Below are 19347 nucleotides of genomic sequence, written 5' to 3'. Positions count from 1 at the left end.
TTCAGTTAAATTTGGATTTAAAGTAATAGGGGAAATGTTGCCGCATTTTCCCTATTTTTTTATTAATTATTTTTGATCTGGTTCCGTTATAGTAACCGTTCCATTTTTTATGGTGTACTTAAAAGGTAGATAGGTTTGAAAGGTTTTTAATATTTCATGGATATCCTGATCTTTAAAAGTCGCTGTAATAGTAATGTCATCAAGTGCCGGATACTCATTAACGATCTTAAGGTCAAATTTCCTTTCTAGCTTATGAGCAATAACGGCAAAAGAATCATCTATAAACACTAACTGCCCTGAAAGCCATCCTACATATTTTTCGATTTTCACTGATTCATGCTTTAAATACCCCTCCTCAAAAAAGACTCTTTGATTTGGACTTAATATGATGGAATCGTTTTCTTGCAATTTACTTTTGGCAGCTACTTTACCTTCTACCAATACCGTATAGGTTTTCTCGTCCTGTGTATAAGAGGTTACATTAAACTGTGTACCTAATACCTGAATGTCCATATCCTTAGTATTTACCACAAAAGGGTGTTCTGTATCCTTGGCTATATCAAAATACGCTTCTCCGTTTAAAATTACAGACCGTTTTTTTCCCTTGACAAAATGAACTGGATATTTTAGTTGTGACCCGGCATTCAAAGTAATTTTAGAACCGTCGGAAAGTGCTATGCCGAAAGTTTTACCGTAGGGTACTTTTAAGATATTAAAATGGGGTTCTTTTTCTTCTGCGCCTCTTAATGCTACCTTATCGAAATAAATCAATTCGTTTTCTTTTTGTTCAGAAACAATTAGTCCTAATGAATCTACAATAACTGTATTTTGGTTTTCATGCACGATTTGGATACTACCATCTTCTAGCTCCAAGGTAATATTTGAAGTACTGACAAAACTATCTTCTTTGTCCAATTTCTTTATCAACACAACACCAATTAGGAGAAAACCTATAAATACCGCTGCATATCTCAACCAATTTGAAGAAATCTTTATAATTTGTGGTCTTTTTTCTAAATGAACATCATCGAGTTGATCCAATATCTTTTTATAGGCTTTGTCAGCATCTACTTTTTGATACGTTTTGTTCAGCTTATGATTTATTTGCACATAAGATTTAAAGGTTTCCTGATTTTCAGGTTTTTTAACCCATGCACTCAACAGCTGCAATTCCTCCTTAGAAATCTCTTCGTTCAAATATTTAATTATAATCTTTTTCAACCCTTAAAAATTTAGCGTACACTTATATGATGCAGAAAAAATGATTTACCCTTAACATTTTTTTAATTTATTTATATTATTGTCACTTTCTATAAAAAAAACGATGAACAATTGAGAGATCAGAAGCATTTGATTGATGGTATTAAAAATGGAGACCAGAGCGCATTTAAATTGCTTTTTGACACTCATTACCAACCTCTTTGCGCCTATTTAAAAGGTTTTACAACCGACTTGGATACGGCAGAAGAGTTGGCACAATTGACTTTTGTTACGTTGTGGAGAAAACGAGAAACAATAGTGATTCACACCTCTATCAAGAGTTACCTCTATAAAATGTCCAATAATTTATTTTTACAAAGTTTAAGACAAAGGAATAAAGAACAAACCTTCTTAGAGGATTTAAAGCAAGAAGCCTTACAAGAAGTTATCGAAACAAATGACATAGATAGCGAAGATTATACCAACCGCCTTAAAAAGAGTATTGAGCAATTACCAGAACGTTGCCAAGAAATCCTAAACCTAAAACTTAAGGGCTTAAAATATAAAGAAATTGCCGATGAACTGGGGATCTCCATAAAAACAGTGGAATCTCAAATGCGGATTGCTTTTACAAAAATAAGAGAGGAATTTAAGGATGGCCTCATCTTATTTTTTCTTTTAAAAGAATAATTATCACAGCGTTCATGACTAATAGGCTCTAAGGCAAGGCAAAAGCCACATAGGCATCGCCAGCCTTACCTCTCCATTTTCCTCCTCCATCATATCCTAGAAATACAATAGTTCCTTCCTTTGTAGGGGCGTATAAATACCTTCAGAGCGATAAGAACGAAACCTTTTTAGTAAATCTTGGTACGAAGAATTGCAAACCAGTCTATTTAAATCGTTTTCGGTCAATATTGGCGGGATAGTGTCTTTTCAAAATTTTAAAAACACTCTAAGAGTTTGCTTCTCATAAACACCTATTTAAAGACTTACTAATTCAACCCATTATATTAAGACTGTGGCCCCTAAAGGAGCCATTTCTAAAAATTTAACAAAAAAAGCGAGACATTACTATGCCCCGCTATTTTTGATACATTTATTTTCTCGCAGACTTAAGGAGTTACAGCCTTATCTTTATACTGAAAACGGTTATAAGGCAATGCCGTTCCTTTTACTTTTAAAACCACCACACCATGTGCTGGAACCGTAAAGGTTTTGTAATCTTCTTTTGAAACGGAAAAGTCTTTCTTAGCCCATAGATCGCGCATAGTATACCCTTTATCGGTATCGATCCCAATGGTTTCCATATCGAGACGCATCGTAGCAGTTTCTTTAGAACGGTTTAAAAGCGCCACAGCTACTTCCCCACTCATGGTAGAAACCATAGGCTTAGCCCATACCTCCAAATCTCCTTGGTCTACCAAACGTCTTGCTTGGTATACAAACGGACTTTGATTAAGGGCGATTATTTCTTCGTTGGTTACAATATCTAAGGTTTCTTTGCTCATGGTGGTCAGGTCGTTTCCTAACAAAAGCGGCGAATGCATTATACTCCACATAGAGAAATGCGCCTTATCTTCTTCATAAGTCATTCCTCTACCCACCTGAAGCATATCCATATCATTGTAATGCCCGGCACTGCTATGCATCCACAAATCGGCATTCAGGTCAATAATATGCAAAATAGATTCAAAGGTGTTATCAATATCCCCAGAAATCCGCCATGAATCGGCTACCTGTGTTACCCACTCCCCTGGAAATTCCCATCTACAAACATTGTATTGGGCCGAAGGCTTGATCTCTTTGATCATCTTCCCAATGGCCGTATATCTAGACTCTTCATCTAATCCTAACCATTCTCCGCCACACCAATCGATTTTGATGAAGTCGTAATCCCACTTTTTAAGAAATACAGTTAAGTCTTGGTATTCGTGACCGTACAATCCCATGCCTACACCAATGGTATCCTTATCCCAATAAGACGCACAGGTATTAATCCCTGCATCCGAATATATCCCTGCCTTTAACCCGTTGGAATGTATGTACTTGGCAAGCGATTTCATCCCGCTAGGAAAACGCTCCTTATGATACAATAGGGCGCCATTTTCATCTCTCCCCCCAAAAAATCCGTCGTCTACATTAATATAAGAATAGCCAACATCTTTTAGTCCAGATGTAGCCATGGCATCGGCCTGTGCTTTTATGATGTCCTCATTGATATTCACCCTATAGTTGTTCCAACTGGCCCACCCCATCATCGGAGGCTGAAACTGTTGGTTTACGACCGCTACTTTTCTTTCTTGAGTTTTGTTTTTCTTTTTTGGATCAATGTCATTCCCCCACAACAGAAATACTATTGAAAAAGTAGCTCCTATTAATTTATACATGTATTTTAATTTATTAAATTCCTATTAATTCATGGTAGTTCAAAAATATAACATCCTTTGAAACCATTTCTTCCATTATTTCTATTTATCCAACAATTTTATAGTATAGCTGTAGGTATATGGTTGTGAAGCTAACCTAAACTCCTCATGTGGTCTAGCCCTTAGACTCCAGCTGTTATCTCCACCTACACCCATTTGTTTATGATCGATATTTAGGGTCACCAAATTTCTTGTCGGTAATTCGTTGATATGCTTTGCCTTTTCTATATCTTCCATAGTATAGGGCCATGCACTTATACTCAAGTCATGGTCTCCTTTCACATAAATCCCAGATCCTTTGTTATTGACCAATTTAAAAAAATGCACTCCTGTGTAGTTATTGCTTTCTTGTGGCATTACATAGTCGAAAAAATCGCCCTTTACGGATTTCTTGAACAAACCAACGGCAGCGCCAGTTTTTCTATCCTGATAATTTTCGTGAGGCCCTCTTCCGAACCATTCCAAAGTATCAAATTCATCGTTCAATTGCACCTGCATACCAAACCTGGGCAATTCTGGCAATTCTTCATTGGGTACTATAGCACACTGTACTTTAATGGTTCCGTCTCCATAAACCTTATAAATAGTATTTACAATTGCAGCGGTATCCTCACTATCTTTTTTATGTAGTTTTGTCTTGGTTGTTACCGTTATAAGTTTTGAATTTACTTCCTGCACATTAAAGTCTAGCAATTGGCTTCTTTCCTGGGTATTTTTCCAGAAGCCCTGTCTTTTTTCAACTTGGCTAGCTTCGTCGTTATCGGTTAATGCACGCCAGAAATTTACCGTTAAAGGAGCTTTTAGCCATTCTTTACCATCCTTTTTAATGGAAGAAAGAAGCCCATTCGTGTTATCAAAACCAAGGCGGAATGAATTCAAAGAAATAGACGTTTCATCGGCTCTTTTTTCCAAAACTACCTCCTTCATTTTAGCGAAGTTTTCGGCGGTATCACCCATAAACTTCCAGGGCATCTCAAATTGCTCCCATGCCACTTCATGACCTTTTTTTGCCCAAGAAGCATCTTCTTTTAATACGAAAGAAAGTTTTAAGTAATAGTCCTCTCCTTCTTTTATCCTTGGCTTCTTAAAAGGGATTGAGATTGTTTTACTACCTCCGGCCTCCAATGAAATTGGCGCTAATTTTCCGGATTGAATTTCAATGCCGTTGGCACTTAAGCTCCAATTTACATTGTACTTATCCAAGTTTGCAAAATGATGCCAGTTTTTTACGACAAATTCTCCCTTCTCAAGATCAATATTTTGGATGCTTATAGGCTGAAAGACTTTTTTACTTTCCCAAAGGGCTGGTTTTGGGGATTGGTCTGGGGATACCACACCATTGATACAAAAATTCCCCAAATGAATGGTTTCTCCAAAATCGCCTCCATAGGCCCAATATTTTTTGCCATTTTCATCGGTTCTAGCAATTCCCTGATCGGTCCAATCCCATATAAATCCACCGATTAAACGTTTCTCTGCTTTTATCGCGTCCCAAAACGACACAAAATCGCCCAAGGAATTCCCCATGGCGTGTGCGTATTCGCACCAAATAATAGGTCTATTATCGTTTTTTTGCTGTGCCAATTCTACCATATAGTCTACATCGTTATACATTCTACTTAATATATCGACATAGGCAGGATCGGGCTTTAGGTTAGGTTGCCCCGTATTTATTAAATCCTGTGCTCCCTCGTAATGCAACAATCGAGAAGGGTCATAATCTTTGATCCAACCGGCCATTGCCGCATGGTTTGGCCCCATTCCGCTTTCATTCCCTAAGGACCATGAAATAATAGAAGGGTGGTTTTTATCTCTTTCTACCATGGCTATACCCCGTTTTAAAAACGCATAGCTCCACATTGGAACGTTCGAAAGTGTTCCTCCCAATCCGTGTGTCTCCAAATTGGCCTCGTCCATTACATAAATACCGTACTCGTCGCATAAGTCGTACCAAGTTGGGTCGTTGGGGTAATGCGCGGTACGTACCGCGTTAAAATTAAACTGCTTCATCAACAGTACATCCTTCAACATGGTTTCATAGCTAACCACTTTCCCTGTATTTTCATCATGGTCATGCCTATTGACACCATACAACAACACAGGCTTTCCGTTCACCAATAGCTCCCCCTCTACTACTTCTATTTCTCTAAACCCGACTTTAACACTTCTAGTTTCCAATAAGGTACCTTGCGCATCCTCTAGGTATAATACTAGCTTATAGAGGTAAGGAAACTCTGCTGACCATTTTAGAGGATTTTTGATTTCTTTTTCTAAGGAAGCAAAATTCTTTTGTCCCCTTGGTGGCGACCATTGCTTTAATAAATCGTTCACATTTCTCTCTAATAAAGTGTCCAAAACTGGTTTCCCTTTAGCAGAGAACAATTGGGCCTTGATTTTATAACCATCTAGGTCAAGGTCATCTTCATTAGTGAAGGTGGTTTTTATTTTTAAAGTCGCATTTTTATAATCTTCGTCGAGTTCGGTGAGTACAAAAAAGTCGTTAATATGCACTTTTGGCATGGCTTCTAGATATACATCTCTATGAATACCGCTCAGCCTCCAATGATCTTGATCTTCTAGGTAAGAACCGTCACTCCAACGATACACCTTTACCGCCAACTTATTTTCCCCCTCTACCAAATACGGCGTGATATCAAATTCTGCCGGTAGCCTACTATCTTGACTATACCCTACTTCTACGCCATTGACCCATACATAAAAGGCCGAACTTACCCCTCCAAAATGAAGGACAACTTTTTTATCACTCCAGTCCGATGGCAATGAAAAAGAGGTTAAATAACTACCCGTAGGATTATCGTCTTCTGGAACAAAAGGTGGTGCCACAGGAACAAAAGGATACACTACATTGGTGTAAATAGCCATACCATGCCCATTAAGTTCCCAGTTGGCCGGAACAGGAATTTCTCCCCAAGCTTCACTGTTATATTCTTGTTTATAAAAATCTTTAGGAGCCAAATCTGGCGTAGGCACCCAATTAAATTTCCAGTTCCCATTTAAGGATTTATACCTTGGAGAACTGCTAATATCCCCTTTCAAGGCCAAGGCCTCGTTGGGATATGACACCGAAGTTGCTCTAGGGGCCAATTTGTTTTTTTCGATTACCAATGGATTCTCCCAATCGTTTTCTTGGGAAAAAATTGTCCAGCAACTGAACAAAAGGCCTAGTGCTATAATTTTTTTGATCATGACGTATAACTAAATTAATTCAATCCGAAACGGCTATGACTCCGCTTCGGATTTATTATGTCTGACATAATTACAACCCTTTTCTTAAACTTCAAAAAAGAATCGTCAAAACCGTCCACAGCAGTCTTAATAAATCGACTTTTGATATTCTTTGGGATGGAAACGTATTCCATTTCGCTTCCAATATTCAAAATGTCCCTTATGTAAGCGCGAGATAAAATCTTCATAATTTTTATTTTGGGGCTTAGACCACAAATTTTCGGCAAAAGCCGGCATTCTAGGCAATAAAATATATTCTAAATGCTCTACAGAAGATATAAACTCGGTCCATATGGCAAATTGCGCCCCTTTTATGTATTTTTTTTCTTCTTCGGAAAGGACATCGGGAATAATATTATATTGGTAAACCTTTTCTAAAGTGTTGATAGAAAAACTCGCAGCAAAAGGTTCATTCTCGGGATCGTCTTGATATCGATTAAAGTATAAAGGATTACTGGGTACCATAATCACCTCTTGTTTTAATTTGGCCGTTGCTATACCTCCTTTTTCACCTCTCCAGCTCATTACCATAGCATTTTTAGGTGCTCCACCTTCCAGAATTTCGTCCCAACCAATAAGTTTACGGTCGTTTTCCTCCAAGAACCTAGCCATTCTTTTTATAAAATAACTCTGTAATTCATGGGCATCCCCTAATTTCTCTTCCTTCATTCTAACTTGACACTTATCGCATTTTTCCCAATAGGATTTATCTACTTCATCGCCCCCAACATGAATGTAGGTCGAGGGAAAAAGGGCCAACACTTCTGTTAACACATCCTCCAAAAATTCGAAGGTCGATTCTTGTCCTGCACAGTAATTTAAATTAACATCCAATGGATTTACAACGCCGTTCCATAAGGTAGAATTTGGAGTTTCCTGAATATGTTTTTCGCAAGAGAATTCTGGATATGCCGTTAAAGCCGCGCCAGAATGCCCTGGCATATCGATTTCTGGAATAACTGTAATATTTCTTTCTTGCGCATATGCGACAATTTCTTTTACCTGATCTTGGGAGTAATAACCCCCATAAATAAAAGGTTTTCCGTCTAGTTTTTTCACATAGGTTGAGTCTGGCTTATAGATTACACTTCCTGGGATCTCTTTTCTCCAAGCTCCCACAGAAGTTAATTTAGGATACTTTTTAATTTCTAAACGCCAGCCCTCATTATCGGTAAGGTGCCAATGAAAAACATTCAATTTATAAAAAGCCATAAGATCTAGCATTTCTTTTATGGTCTTTACCGAATAAAAATGCCGGCTCACATCTAGCACAAACCCTCTCCATTTTACGTTGGGAGAATCTGTTACTTCCAAGTTTGCCAATTGTATTGGCTGTTGGGTATTGTTGCTATACACATATTGCAACAGCGACTGTACTCCATAAAAAAGTCCTGCTCTAAAATTAGCCGTTATCCGAATCTCTGAAGATGATATTTTTAACTTATACCCCTCATCCTCCAGCTCCTTATCGGCTCTTTCTGTCAGTTCAAAAACAATATTCTTTTGGGTTGTTTTTTTCTGACTGATCTTAACAGCCGTCTCATCTTCAATCTTTTTAGACAAGTACTGCACTAAGGCTTTCCCTTCGTCATTACTTATTTTTTCTAAAACAACCCCTGTACTGTTGTCTAGCACAAAACTACCTTCTTGATAACTCACATTATCGGGTGCTGGGATAAATTGTCCTTGTGCCCAAAAGGAACAAAAAGCAACCAACAAGTATAATACTCTATTCATAATTTGATCTTTCTTTAATTTCTATTCTTTTTAATTAGGTTCTTATTTTTAATACTTTTCCTTGTACAATTGTATATAATGGTTATCCAACGCCTCGGAATCTTTATATTTCTCCTAATGTAATGTAGAAACTCTACTCCCTTCTTTAAAAAAACAAAAGGCAACATTTAGGTTACATAAGTAATACATTAAGGTTACTTCAAAAACAATTATAAAAACATTAACCACTACATATCAATGTTTTATATTTTATTTAAGCTATAAAACCCATACCCAACTACTAAAAATTTGGTTACCAATCACATCAATATCATTGCAAACACCGGTATAGCTCCTAACCACAAAAACACTTGTGGACTGAAAAAATATTAAACAAAGCTTTTATACAAAATCATTTTACCAAATGGGTCTTCAACGATTTAATCTAATTAATTTGTAGTACGCAAGACATATGTATTTCCTATTTACACCTCTAAAAAAAAAGGCGACGATATTTAATGAAGGCTGCATTAGGATAGACGTTTCACGGTCGCTACTTGCCTTCTTAAGAAATGGTCGTACAAATATTATTAACCCTGGACTTAAAGACACTAAAACCTTAGATTAATATTGCATTCCCATTGTAAACCATATAAATAAACAGTTTTGCTTAACTCGTAAGCAAAAAAAATCCTGCTCAGCCAATAAGGACTGAACAGGATTTCTAAAACTAAACAAATAAACTAACTAATAACTTGATATATACTGATTTCCTATATTAGGAAATTCATTTCTTTGTTAGCTTCTATTCCCAACCAGGGTTTTGTGTAATGGCACCATCTGTCAATACAATTTGTTCGGATGGAATAGCCGACAAATAGTCTCTATTAGGATTGAAACCAAATCCGGCCGGAACAGCGTTGATATATGGATCAATATAGCCATCGGCATTAACAAGGATAGAACTTCCTATTAAATCTTGAAATTCAGCTTCCATATCACTACCGACAATTTTAAATCCTTGATGTCTTTTCCCAATGATAAGATGATCGGCTTTCCATCGCATAAGGTCATCAAAACGCTTACCTTCCAATGCTAATTCTACTCTACGCTCTCTTCTTATCTCATTAATAAGATCGCTTACACCAGGAAATGCTTTGTTCGGATCTGCAACCGGAGCAATTGTAAGTGAAGGCATTCCAACACGGGCCCTTAATAGATTAACAGATTTATCCAAATCTCCTTGTGTCAAAGTTCCCAACTCAGCTTTAGCCTCGGCATAATTCAAAAGAACCTCTGCGTAACGGTAAATGATTGCACCAATAAAACTGTTATATCTTTGTTCCTCATCAGTACTACCTCCTTTATAAATTTGATACCCAGTAGTAGATACTACCTCATTATTTTCTCTAAATGTTGGAAATTCGAAGAATATATCGTCATTACCATCTCTTTCAGTAATAAGATCTCCAGGAGTACAAATTGTCTGGGCTAGTCTTGGATCTCTATTCACAACAATATCTGAAAGACTGCTTTCTTGACTCGAATTGTACAATGGACTTACGCCTATAGGCTGTCCGTCTATACTTAAATAAGAATCTACTAAGGATTTGGTTACCCCAGTACCTGCTCCACTTTGAGGAATATAATGACCAACTTTATGTTCTATCCCTTCATTAACGTCATATTTCTTCCAAAACATCACCTCTGAAATATTAGAATAGTCCACCTTAGTGAATAAATCCCAATAAGTATTGGCCTCACCATTATTGTAAAGTGCATAATTCCCTTCATTTATTATTGTTTCTGCGGCATCTGCAGCCATTTGTAAAAACTTGGCACTTTCGTTCACAGGAGCGGCAAACGGAGTTCCTTGGTGGTATTTCTCCCAAGTACCTTCGTAAAGCGCTACGTTCGATTTTAATGCCAATGCCATTCCTCTATGCACTCTAAAGGCTTCAGTAGATGCTTTTGGCTGAAGCATAGCTATTGCCTTATCCAAGTCTTCAATAATTTTTGTTGCCAATTCATTTCTTGGCATTCTTGCCGACATTAATTCTGGAGAATCGGTATTTAAGACCTTATCAATATACGGTACTCCACCAAATCTTTGCAATAATTCGAAATAAAACATTGCTCTAAAAAAATAAGCTTCCCCATTATAGGCCTCTATTAGATCAGCAGGACCTTCTGCAGTGGCACTATTTTCCAAATAATAGTTTACATTCCTAATATTACTGTAATTTCCGTTCCAGTTACCATCGGAAGTTGGCGCAGTGGTATTACTACCTACAAACCTTGTATTGATACTAACATCGGCCAAGTTATCACTGTTGTTATCAAACTCGAATATTCCACCATTCCAGCCGCTATGGACAGGGAATGTGGTATAGAATTGATTCAAGAACAAGGCTAGGTCATTGGGAGTTTTCCAATATTGTTCCGGAGAAATTTCATCTTCCGGAAGTTTGTTTAGCATATCATCACTACAAGAGATAGCAAAGACCCCTAGTAACAAAAATGCAATGTATTTTATTTTTTTCATGTTGTTTATAATTTAAAATTGTACGTTCAATCCCATTGAGTATGATTTTTGTAGCGGATAGATTTTTCCGTTACCCCAATACCCTCCGGTTGCTTCAGGATCAAAAATTCCAGATATATCAGAGATAGTAACCAAGTTCTCTCCAGTCACAAACAATCTAAGCTTTTTTAGCCCCAAAGACTCAAGCACATTAGATTGGAAATTATATCCTAAGCTTATATTTTTTAAACGTATATAAGCAGCGTCCTGTAAATATCTAGTTTGAGTCTGCTGGTTTCTCCAAGTAGATCTAAAGGTTGGTCTTGGGAAAAATCCATTTGGATTCTCTTCTGACCAATAATTTAAATGTTCTTTCATTCCTGCAGATTGCCAAAGGTTACCCACTGCTCCAAAAGTATATGCGCCACCGGCCCATACTTCTCTTTTAGCAACTCCTTGCCAAAGCATGGCAAAATCGAATCCTTTATAATCCAATCCAGCATTAAATCCAAAAGAATATCTAGGAGTTGAGTTTCCTATTACCTTTCTATCCCCAGGATTGTCTGAAGTAGAATCTCCATAATCTACTTTTCCATCTCCGTTTAGATCCTTGTATTGTACATCTCCAGGATACCATACGCCTCCATATATTGGAGTTTGATCGGCCCCATTATCTATTTCTGCCTGATTCTGGTATAAACCTACAGTTTCGAAGCCCCAGATTTCTCCTAATTTTTGGCCAGCTCTGTAGGTATTCAATAAGTTGTTAGGGTTAGAATATTCAGTTACGGTTGTTACCGCATCAGAAAGTACTAGTCCAACATTATACCCAACATCTCCAATCATATCCTTCCATGATACGTTGAAATCAAAACCTTTGGTCTCCAAGTTGGCATTATTCGATTGTGGGGCATTGGTTCCTAAAACTGCTGGTAGACGTTCTGCTGGACCAAACATATCTTTTGTAGTCCTGATAAAATATTCGAACGAGAACTGTAAACGATTGTTAAGGGCAGCTACATCAACACCATAGTTATCCGTAGAAACAGTTTCCCAGGTAATATCTGGACTGATAATACCAGGAGTTAAAGTATAATTAGGTCTCCCGTTGTTACCCAACCACCATAAGTTGGTTCTAATTGGCATACGACCTACATATAGATAATTAGGTACGTTTTGATTCCCAATGCTACCTGTTGAATAACGAAGCTTGAACATTTCGATCTGATCTATTGTCCAAAAATTTTCCTTGGCAATATTATATCCTGCAGAAACAGATGGGAAGAAATCCCAACGACTATCCGATGCAAAACGCGAAGAGGCATCATAACGACCGTTAACTTCAAACAGATATTTTTCCTTGTAGTTATAAGTAAATCTACCGAAATACCCTTGTGTAGCATATGATCCAGCAGAATCATTAACATTGTCCTCACCTACCCCAGTAGAAATAGAAGGAACACCGTCGGTGATAAGATCATTTTTCGCACCCCACAAACTGGTATAATTAGTCTCTTCTTGCTGGTATCCAACTAAACCGGCAAAATTATGCGCTTCGTTAACCGACTTTTCATAAGAAACTACCAAGTTAGGCGACAAATATGTACGCTCACTAGCATATCTAGAAAAACCGTTGTTACTTCTTACAAATCTCTCCTCACCATCAGGCTCTATAACCGATACCTTGGCATTGTGATTTCCATAGTTGAAGTTATTGGTACGATACAGAAGGCTAGGCTTAATTTTTAAGTCCTTAATAGGTTCTATTACAAAATTCACCGACCCATCTAAACTTTGATCTGTTTCTTTGTATCGCCCCCCTTGTAAAAGAAATGGAATTTCGGAACCATCACTATAGCTACCATTAGGCATTACCACACCATTAACTGGCCATCTTCTGGCTATGTTGTGCAAATAAAGACCTCTGTCGTAGCTAGGACGGTCAGTCTCGGCACGAGACAACCTTAAATTGGCCTCAAAAGTAAGCCAATCGTTCATTTTACTAGAAACCTTAGAATTAAAGGTATAGCGCTTATAAGCATCATCTCCATAATTCATAATACCAGGAGCATCTAAAATAGATCCGGAAACATTATAATTCACTCCTTTTTGTTTTCCAGAAAAACTAAGGTTGTGCTGCTGGCGCATTACAACACTCTTGTACATTTCTTTAAACCAATTGGTATTGGCGTTAGAGCCAGTATACTGTTGCCAACGGGTACCATCCGCATTTGGAACGGTTACCGGAGTGTTCTCTGGGTCAGCTAGATAAGCCTTAATACGCTCCATCACCTCATCCGAGAATACAGCTCCACTACCACCATTGGTAGCAGCAAGATTAAAATAGTTGGCAAACTCCAATGAGTTCATCATATCAGGCGTATTCAAAGGAGAAGAGTAGATAAAACTATTAGAATAGGTTAACTTATTACCGTCCAAGGATTCACCACTTTTAGTTTTCACGATAATCACCCCAAAAGCAGCTCGCGATCCGTAAATAGCTGAAGAAGCAGCATCTTTAAGAACAGAAACGGTTTCAATATCATTTGGATTAATATTATTTAAGTCCGATGGGTTGTCCAATGGAATATCATCAACAATTACCAATGGAGACCCAGTACCCTGAAGATTACCAACACCACGAATACTCATATTCATGTTGGCACCCGGCTCACCACCAGAATTTCCTACTGTTAACAATAATCCAGGAGCTGCTCCTTGCAAGGCCTGCATCACGTTGTTTACCGGGCGACTTTCTATTTGCTCGGCTGCAATAGTACTTACGGACCCAGTAAGGTTTTCTTTTTTCTGGCTTCCATAACCTACAAGAACAACTTCTCCTAGCTCCTGAGCTTGCGGCTCTAGACTAATATTTATTTGGGTGCGGCCATTTACCTTCACCGAAGCACTGGCATATCCCAAATAACTTACTTCTAAAGTAGCATTACCAGAAACCTTAAATTCAAATTCTCCATCAAAATCGGTTACTACCCCTTTGGCAGTTCCTTTTTCAACAACACTGGCACCAGGTATGGGGTCACCTGTTTCCGCATCCATGACTTTACCGCTAACGGTAATAGTCGGCTGCTGAGCACTCAGATGCAGTTGCATCATAAATAAACAGCAAAAAATCACAATTCTTTTCATAAAAAATGGTTTAGGTTAATTTACTATTTGTTAGCTGTAATAAAATTTATTCCACAGCCTTCAAATTTTAACGAAAATTAACATAACGCCTTAAATATTAATAATGTTCAGGGTATAAATCTAGGTTACATAAGACTACATTTAGGTTACATCTCGTTTCGCTCAACGTCATAAGATGGTTACATTAGCTGTTAAAAAGAATTTATTTAAATACTTCCAAAACCTAACAGTAATAGTATTAGTATCGATTTTATACTATATTAGCTAGCATTAATTTTAAGTTAACAAATGACCAATTATAAGTTACCAACCACCACCCTTATATTGTTTTTTTTGAGCTTTTTATCCTTCTCCCAAAATAGGATTTTACAGTTTCAAAATATAGCCTACGAAAATGGCGTCACGGATTACCGCATTAACAACATCCTTCAGGACAAGGATGGTTATTTATGGTTTGGCACAAGACTGGGTATCTATCGATACAATGGACAAACAACAAAGACCTACCATTTGTTAAAAGAACATTATGAGACAAACGATATTTTTCAAGATTCCCATGGTAGGATTTGGGCTGCTACAACAGGGGGACTCTATATTTTTAATCAAGAAAAAGATGGTTTTGAAATTTGGCTATCCGACAACGCCAGCATCAACAAAGACTTGACCTCAAATGTTTTAAGTATCACAGAAGTAAACAACAAGCTCTGGTGCAGTTCAGTCTCTGGAACCATTATCTCCTTGTCCTATGAAAACAACAAAGCCCAGATTGAGCACCTATTGACTTCAAAGAATGGACCAAATAAAAAGGGCTTTGCTACTGGTATTATTCAAGATAAGGATGGAACTATTTGGATAAGCACCAGCTGGGGAAGGATTATAAAATATAAAGATTCGAAATTCTCCCCAACAAAATTTAACCAAACCAAGAACAATTCACCAATTACAACCATTGCCATGGACCAAGACAACAACCTATGGATCGCCACCAATGGCAATGGCTTATTTAAGTATAATGTCCATAATGATGCGACCAGCCAATACACCGCATCGGAAAGCATAAATTCAAAAAGCATTACCAATAATATTATACTATCCTTATGTGTAGACAAAGACAATAATCTTTGGGCAGGGACCGATGGTGGCGGCTTAAATTTATACCTTCCGGAAACCGATGGTTTTACATCTTTTCAACAAAATAACTATAGCCGCTTACCTATTTCTGACAACTCCATACTCTCTATTCACCAAGGCAATGACAATATTATTTGGATCGGTACGGTACATGGTGGTGTCAATTTTTTCAAAAACAACAGCATCATTTTCAATATTCCTCCTTCCGACGTTCATTTTAACCAAAAGGACAGTCAAGGTTCTCAGGTTTTAGAGACCTCTAATGGCGACATTTGGTTTACGGCTGGTAGGAATGGTTTGCGAAGATACCGTCCAAAAACAGGAGAAGTTTCTGTTTTTATTGATAATCCAAAAGACGAAAGTGATTTAAGTGGCAACAATGTTTTGTCACTTTTTGAAGACGGCCAAAACCGGATTTGGATTGGCACCCTAGGTGGTGGTCTAAATATTTATGATACAAGGCTAGAGAAGTTTTTACAGGCCGAGCAGCGTCACAATAACAAGGAGATTTTTGGAATCGAAAAAGATGACAATGGCAATATTTGGGTAGGCAGCAACACAGGCATTAAAATATACAATACCAATTTACAAGTCATAAAAACTCATTCCGTAGCCACGGACCCAAATTTAAACTCCGATGTCATTACTTGTCTTTATAAAGATGTCAAAGGCGATATGTGGGTGGGCACCTCCTTAGGACTGAATGTGTTTACCAAAAACGGCCTGAAAAAATATAATTCTATTAAAAATGACACTACCACCCTTAGTGGAAACAGAATCCTTTCCATTGCCGAAGACGAAGACCTTTCCTTACTTATAGGCACCTATGGTTTTGGTTTAAATCGATATCGTAGAAATACCGACAGTTTTGAAAGAATTGGAAAAAATCAGGGGTTGAATGCTATCATTATTAGCGGCCTTTTTTTAGATGATGATAAAAATATTTGGTGCAGCACTAACCTAGGACTCAGTAAAATAAAACCAGATAATTCCATAGAAAATTACGGGTTTTTGGATGGCATACAAGCCTTCCAAGGAGGGAGTGCTACCATTAATAAGGAAGGTACTATTTTTATGGGAGGCCCTCATGGGTTGTCCTATTTTAAAGCTTCAGATTTAAAACCAAACAATAGCATCGCTCCAAAGGTATTTTTTACTTCCATATCGGTATTGAGTAAAAACGAAACACAAGAAATTTCCTTTGGCACCAAGCCACAAGAACAGTTGATTATAAAGCCCGAGGACCAGCTTTTCTCGGTAAACTTTTCCAGCTCTAACTATTGGAGCCCAAAAAAGAACATATATAGGTATAAACTAGAAGGACTCAACAAAGACTGGCAAACAATTGGGAATCAACAAGTACTAACATTTTCTAATTTAAAACCCGGAGAATACACCTTAAAAGTCAGTGCTGCTAAAAATATGACTAGTGACCACGGATCCATTTCCGCGATCAACATCACCGTTCTTCCTTCTTTTTGGCAAAAAACATGGGTAAAAATTCTATGCATATTAAGCATCCTTGGCTTGGTGTTGTTATTTTTAAAATGGAGAATTTCTTCTATTTCAAAACAACGACAAAAATTACAGGAGTTGGTCACTACAAAAACCGAGGAAGTAAAAAAACAACAAAACCAAGTTTACCAAAGCCGTATTGCCTTGTTAAACGCCGAAAAGGAAAACCAAAAATTAAGTCAAAAAAAGTTACGAAACGAACTGAATTTTAAAACCGAGGAACTCACCAACTACACGCTTCGGGCCATCCATAAAAACCATTTGCTTACGGAAATAAAGGACAATCTTTTGGTAGAGACCAAGCAAGATGTCCCAAAAAAGAGAAACCTAAAAAAGATCGTTAACTTAATTGACGATAGTTTGATGCTGGATAAAGATTGGGAAAACTTTTACAACTTGTTCAATCAAATACATACCACCTTTATTAAGAATCTAAAAAACTACTGCCCTAGACTCAGCGATCGCGAGGTGAGGCTTTGTGCCCTTATCAAATTAAATTTCAACTCCCAGCATATCGCAACACTTTTTGGCATCTCCTTAAGTTCGGTAAAGGTTGCCCGACATAGACTACGAAAAAAACTGAATATATTGGAAAATCAGAGTTTTGAAGATTTTTTCGAAAATCTAAACTGATAGCTTAGACTTTTTGCGATGGCGTTGAACAAAAATCTATTTTGGAAACCCAAAATAAAAACCAAAGAAATAGAAAGCGGCATTACCATAGAATAAGTCGTTTTACACAGAAGCATAAGTACTGTAAAAATCCCCCGAAAGAGAACTCGGGGGATTTACAGATAGGCTTTTATGCTGTAGCAACAAGAGCTTCTTTTCTTAATTTCTTAGCTACTTTTACCAAATTAATCAATGCCAATTTTGTTTCGGGCCAATCCCTGGTCTTTAATCCGCAATCTGGGTTCACCCAAATGTTTTCCTTTGGCAAAAGACTAGCTGCCTTGTGTATTAAGATTTCCATCTCCTCCTCATTAGGCACTCTCGCCGAGTGAATATCATATACTCCCGGTCCAATTTCGTTAGGGTATTTAAAATTCACAAAAGCATCGAGCAGCTCCATTTCTGAGCGCGATGTTTCAATAGTGATAACATCGGCATCCAAGGCCGCTATACTCTCGATAATATCATTAAACTCGGAATAGCACATATGGGTATGTATTTGGGTTTTGTCGGCCACGCCGCATGCCGAAATACGGAAACTTTCCACAGCCCATTCCAAGTATGCTTTCCAATACTCTTTACGCAAAGGCAAGCCTTCTCGTATGGCAGGTTCGTCTATTTGAATAACCTTTATGCCCGCGCTTTCCAAATCTACCACTTCGTCCCTGATCGCTAGGGCTATCTGTTTACAAGTAACCGATCGTGGCTGATCATTGCGCACAAAGGACCACTGCAAAATAGTAACCGGACCAGTAAGCATTCCCTTCACTGGCTTTTGGGTCAAGGATTGCGCATACGAAGTCCATTTTACGGTCATTGGTTGATCCCTATGTACATCGCCATAGATAATTGGAGGTTTTACACAACGACTCCCATAACTCTGCACCCATCCATTATTCGAAAATGCAAAACCATGGAGTTTTTCTCCAAAATATTCCACCATATCATTTCGTTCAAATTCTCCATGAACAAGAACATCCAGTCCTATTTCTTCCTGAAAACGAATTGTCTCTTCGGTTTCTTCTTGAAGCAGTTCGTCATAAGTTTCTTGACTGATGGCACCTTTTTTATTTTGAGCGCGCCATTTCCTTACTTCATTGGTCTGCGGAAAAGAGCCTATAGTAGTAGTGGGAAATAAAGGCAGCTGCAATTCCTTTTGTTGCGCTTCCCTACGCACCGAAAAGGCATTATTTCTAGAACTATCCTTAGCGTTAAGCCTGCTCACCCTTTCCTTGGTAGGATGGTGATGTATCGTTGCCGAAGCCTTTCTGCTTAAGAACGCTTCCTTGTTTAATCGAAGCTTGCCTTCAATTTCCTCGGTATAAGAATCAGAAGCCAATGCTTTTAAGTCCCCTAATTCTACCAGTTTCTGTTTAGAAAATGCTAACCATTGTTTTATTTCTGAAGGTAGATTTTCTTCATCATTTTCAAGATGTAATCGGTAAGTAACAATGCTCAGAAATTGGCAAATAAGAGTGCACAGTTTTTGGCAACAAGAATGCACAATCTTTGTAAATATAATGAGGTTATTCCTTCTGTTCAAAAAAAGTTTTTCTATTCTCCATTCTATAACTTTTTCCAGATAGATTCATTACGTCACATCGGTAGAGCAATCTATCAAGTAGCGCTGTAGCCAGCACTTCATCATCCAGCATTCTGGCCCAATCGGCGGCCATTTTATTTGTGGTAATGATAAAGCAGGTGTTTTCATATAATTGATTGATAAAATTAAACAGAGCTACCGCCTGGTTCTTTTCCACTGGGAAG

The 19347-nt window shown here is 37.8% G+C and carries 9 protein-coding genes and 1 pseudogene; 2 read left to right on the top strand and 8 right to left on the bottom strand.

Annotated features, from left to right (window positions below; genetic code table 11):
• Positions 1 to 66: 66 nt before the first annotated feature.
• Positions 67 to 1221, bottom strand: coding sequence for a FecR family protein (locus tag BUA16_RS16295; protein ID WP_072765803.1), 1155 nt, complete (start codon positions 1219 to 1221; stop codon positions 67 to 69).
• 111 nt (positions 1222 to 1332) lie between these two features.
• Between BUA16_RS16295 and BUA16_RS16290 the strand changes: the two genes are divergently transcribed.
• Positions 1333 to 1890, top strand: a complete 558-nt coding sequence (locus BUA16_RS16290; protein ID WP_072765802.1) for an RNA polymerase sigma factor — start codon at positions 1333 to 1335, stop codon at positions 1888 to 1890.
• A 425-nt stretch (positions 1891 to 2315) separates the two neighbouring features.
• Here the strand turns inward: BUA16_RS16290 and BUA16_RS16285 are convergent, their stop codons facing one another.
• The 5 genes from BUA16_RS16285 to BUA16_RS16265 all read right to left on the bottom strand — a co-directional run bounded on the left by BUA16_RS16285 (position 2316) and on the right by BUA16_RS16265 (position 14262).
• Positions 2316 to 3590, bottom strand: a complete 1275-nt coding sequence (locus tag BUA16_RS16285) for a glycoside hydrolase family 27 protein (protein WP_084668532.1) — start codon at positions 3588 to 3590, stop codon at positions 2316 to 2318.
• An 81-nt stretch (positions 3591 to 3671) separates the two neighbouring features.
• Positions 3672 to 6836 carry a beta-galactosidase, LacZ type gene (locus BUA16_RS16280; RefSeq protein ID WP_072765801.1) on the bottom strand — a complete coding sequence of 1055 codons (3165 nt, stop codon included), beginning with the start codon at positions 6834 to 6836 and terminating at the stop codon, positions 3672 to 3674.
• Between the two features lie 126 nt (positions 6837 to 6962).
• Positions 6963 to 8612 carry a beta-N-acetylhexosaminidase gene (locus BUA16_RS16275; protein ID WP_072765800.1) on the bottom strand — a complete coding sequence of 550 codons (1650 nt, stop codon included), beginning with the start codon at positions 8610 to 8612 and terminating at the stop codon, positions 6963 to 6965.
• Between the two features lie 784 nt (positions 8613 to 9396).
• Positions 9397 to 11136 (bottom strand): RagB/SusD family nutrient uptake outer membrane protein, encoded by a 1740-nt coding sequence (locus tag BUA16_RS16270; protein WP_072765799.1) that lies wholly within the window; start codon positions 11134 to 11136, stop codon positions 9397 to 9399.
• Positions 11137 to 11148: 12 nt separating this feature from the next.
• Entirely contained in the window at positions 11149 to 14262 is a 3114-nt protein-coding gene (locus tag BUA16_RS16265) for a SusC/RagA family TonB-linked outer membrane protein (protein ID WP_072765798.1), read from the bottom strand.
• Between the two features lie 288 nt (positions 14263 to 14550).
• Here BUA16_RS16265 and BUA16_RS16260 point away from each other — a divergent pair, with 288 nt between their 5' ends.
• On the top strand, positions 14551 to 17541 hold the full coding sequence (locus tag BUA16_RS16260; protein ID WP_072765797.1) for a ligand-binding sensor domain-containing protein: 2991 nt from the start codon (positions 14551 to 14553) through the stop codon (positions 17539 to 17541).
• A 169-nt stretch (positions 17542 to 17710) separates the two neighbouring features.
• Here BUA16_RS16260 and metE read toward each other — a convergent pair.
• Both metE and BUA16_RS16250 read right to left on the bottom strand, forming a co-directional pair.
• Positions 17711 to 19018, bottom strand: a pseudogene (metE, locus tag BUA16_RS16255) (5-methyltetrahydropteroyltriglutamate--homocysteine S-methyltransferase); the annotation flags it as partial.
• 88 nt (positions 19019 to 19106) lie between these two features.
• Positions 19107 to 19347 (bottom strand): ATP-binding protein (locus BUA16_RS16250; protein ID WP_178338905.1); only part of this gene is annotated, 241 nt, incomplete at its 5' end.

The sequence above is a fragment of the Arenibacter nanhaiticus genome, from assembly GCF_900141935.1.
GTDB classification, from domain to species: Bacteria; Bacteroidota; Bacteroidia; order Flavobacteriales; family Flavobacteriaceae; genus Arenibacter; species Arenibacter nanhaiticus.
The sequence above is the reverse complement of the archived record's forward strand: the minus strand, read 5'-3'. Positions and strand labels throughout refer to the sequence as shown.

Excerpts from the sequence above, each read along its gene's own strand:
- BUA16_RS16270 (WP_072765799.1), bottom strand. The coding sequence starts at position 11,136 with ATGAAAAAAATAAAATACATTGCATTTTTGTTACTAGGGGTCTTTGCT.
- BUA16_RS16265 (WP_072765798.1), bottom strand. The coding sequence starts at position 14,262 with ATGAAAAGAATTGTGATTTTTTGCTGTTTATTTATGATGCAACTGCAT.
- BUA16_RS16285 (WP_084668532.1), bottom strand. The coding sequence starts at position 3,590 with ATGTATAAATTAATAGGAGCTACTTTTTCAATAGTATTTCTGTTGTGG.
- BUA16_RS16260 (WP_072765797.1), top strand. The coding sequence starts at position 14,551 with ATGACCAATTATAAGTTACCAACCACCACCCTTATATTGTTTTTTTTG.
- BUA16_RS16275 (WP_072765800.1), bottom strand. The coding sequence starts at position 8,612 with ATGAATAGAGTATTATACTTGTTGGTTGCTTTTTGTTCCTTTTGGGCA.
- BUA16_RS16280 (WP_072765801.1), bottom strand. The coding sequence starts at position 6,836 with ATGATCAAAAAAATTATAGCACTAGGCCTTTTGTTCAGTTGCTGGACA.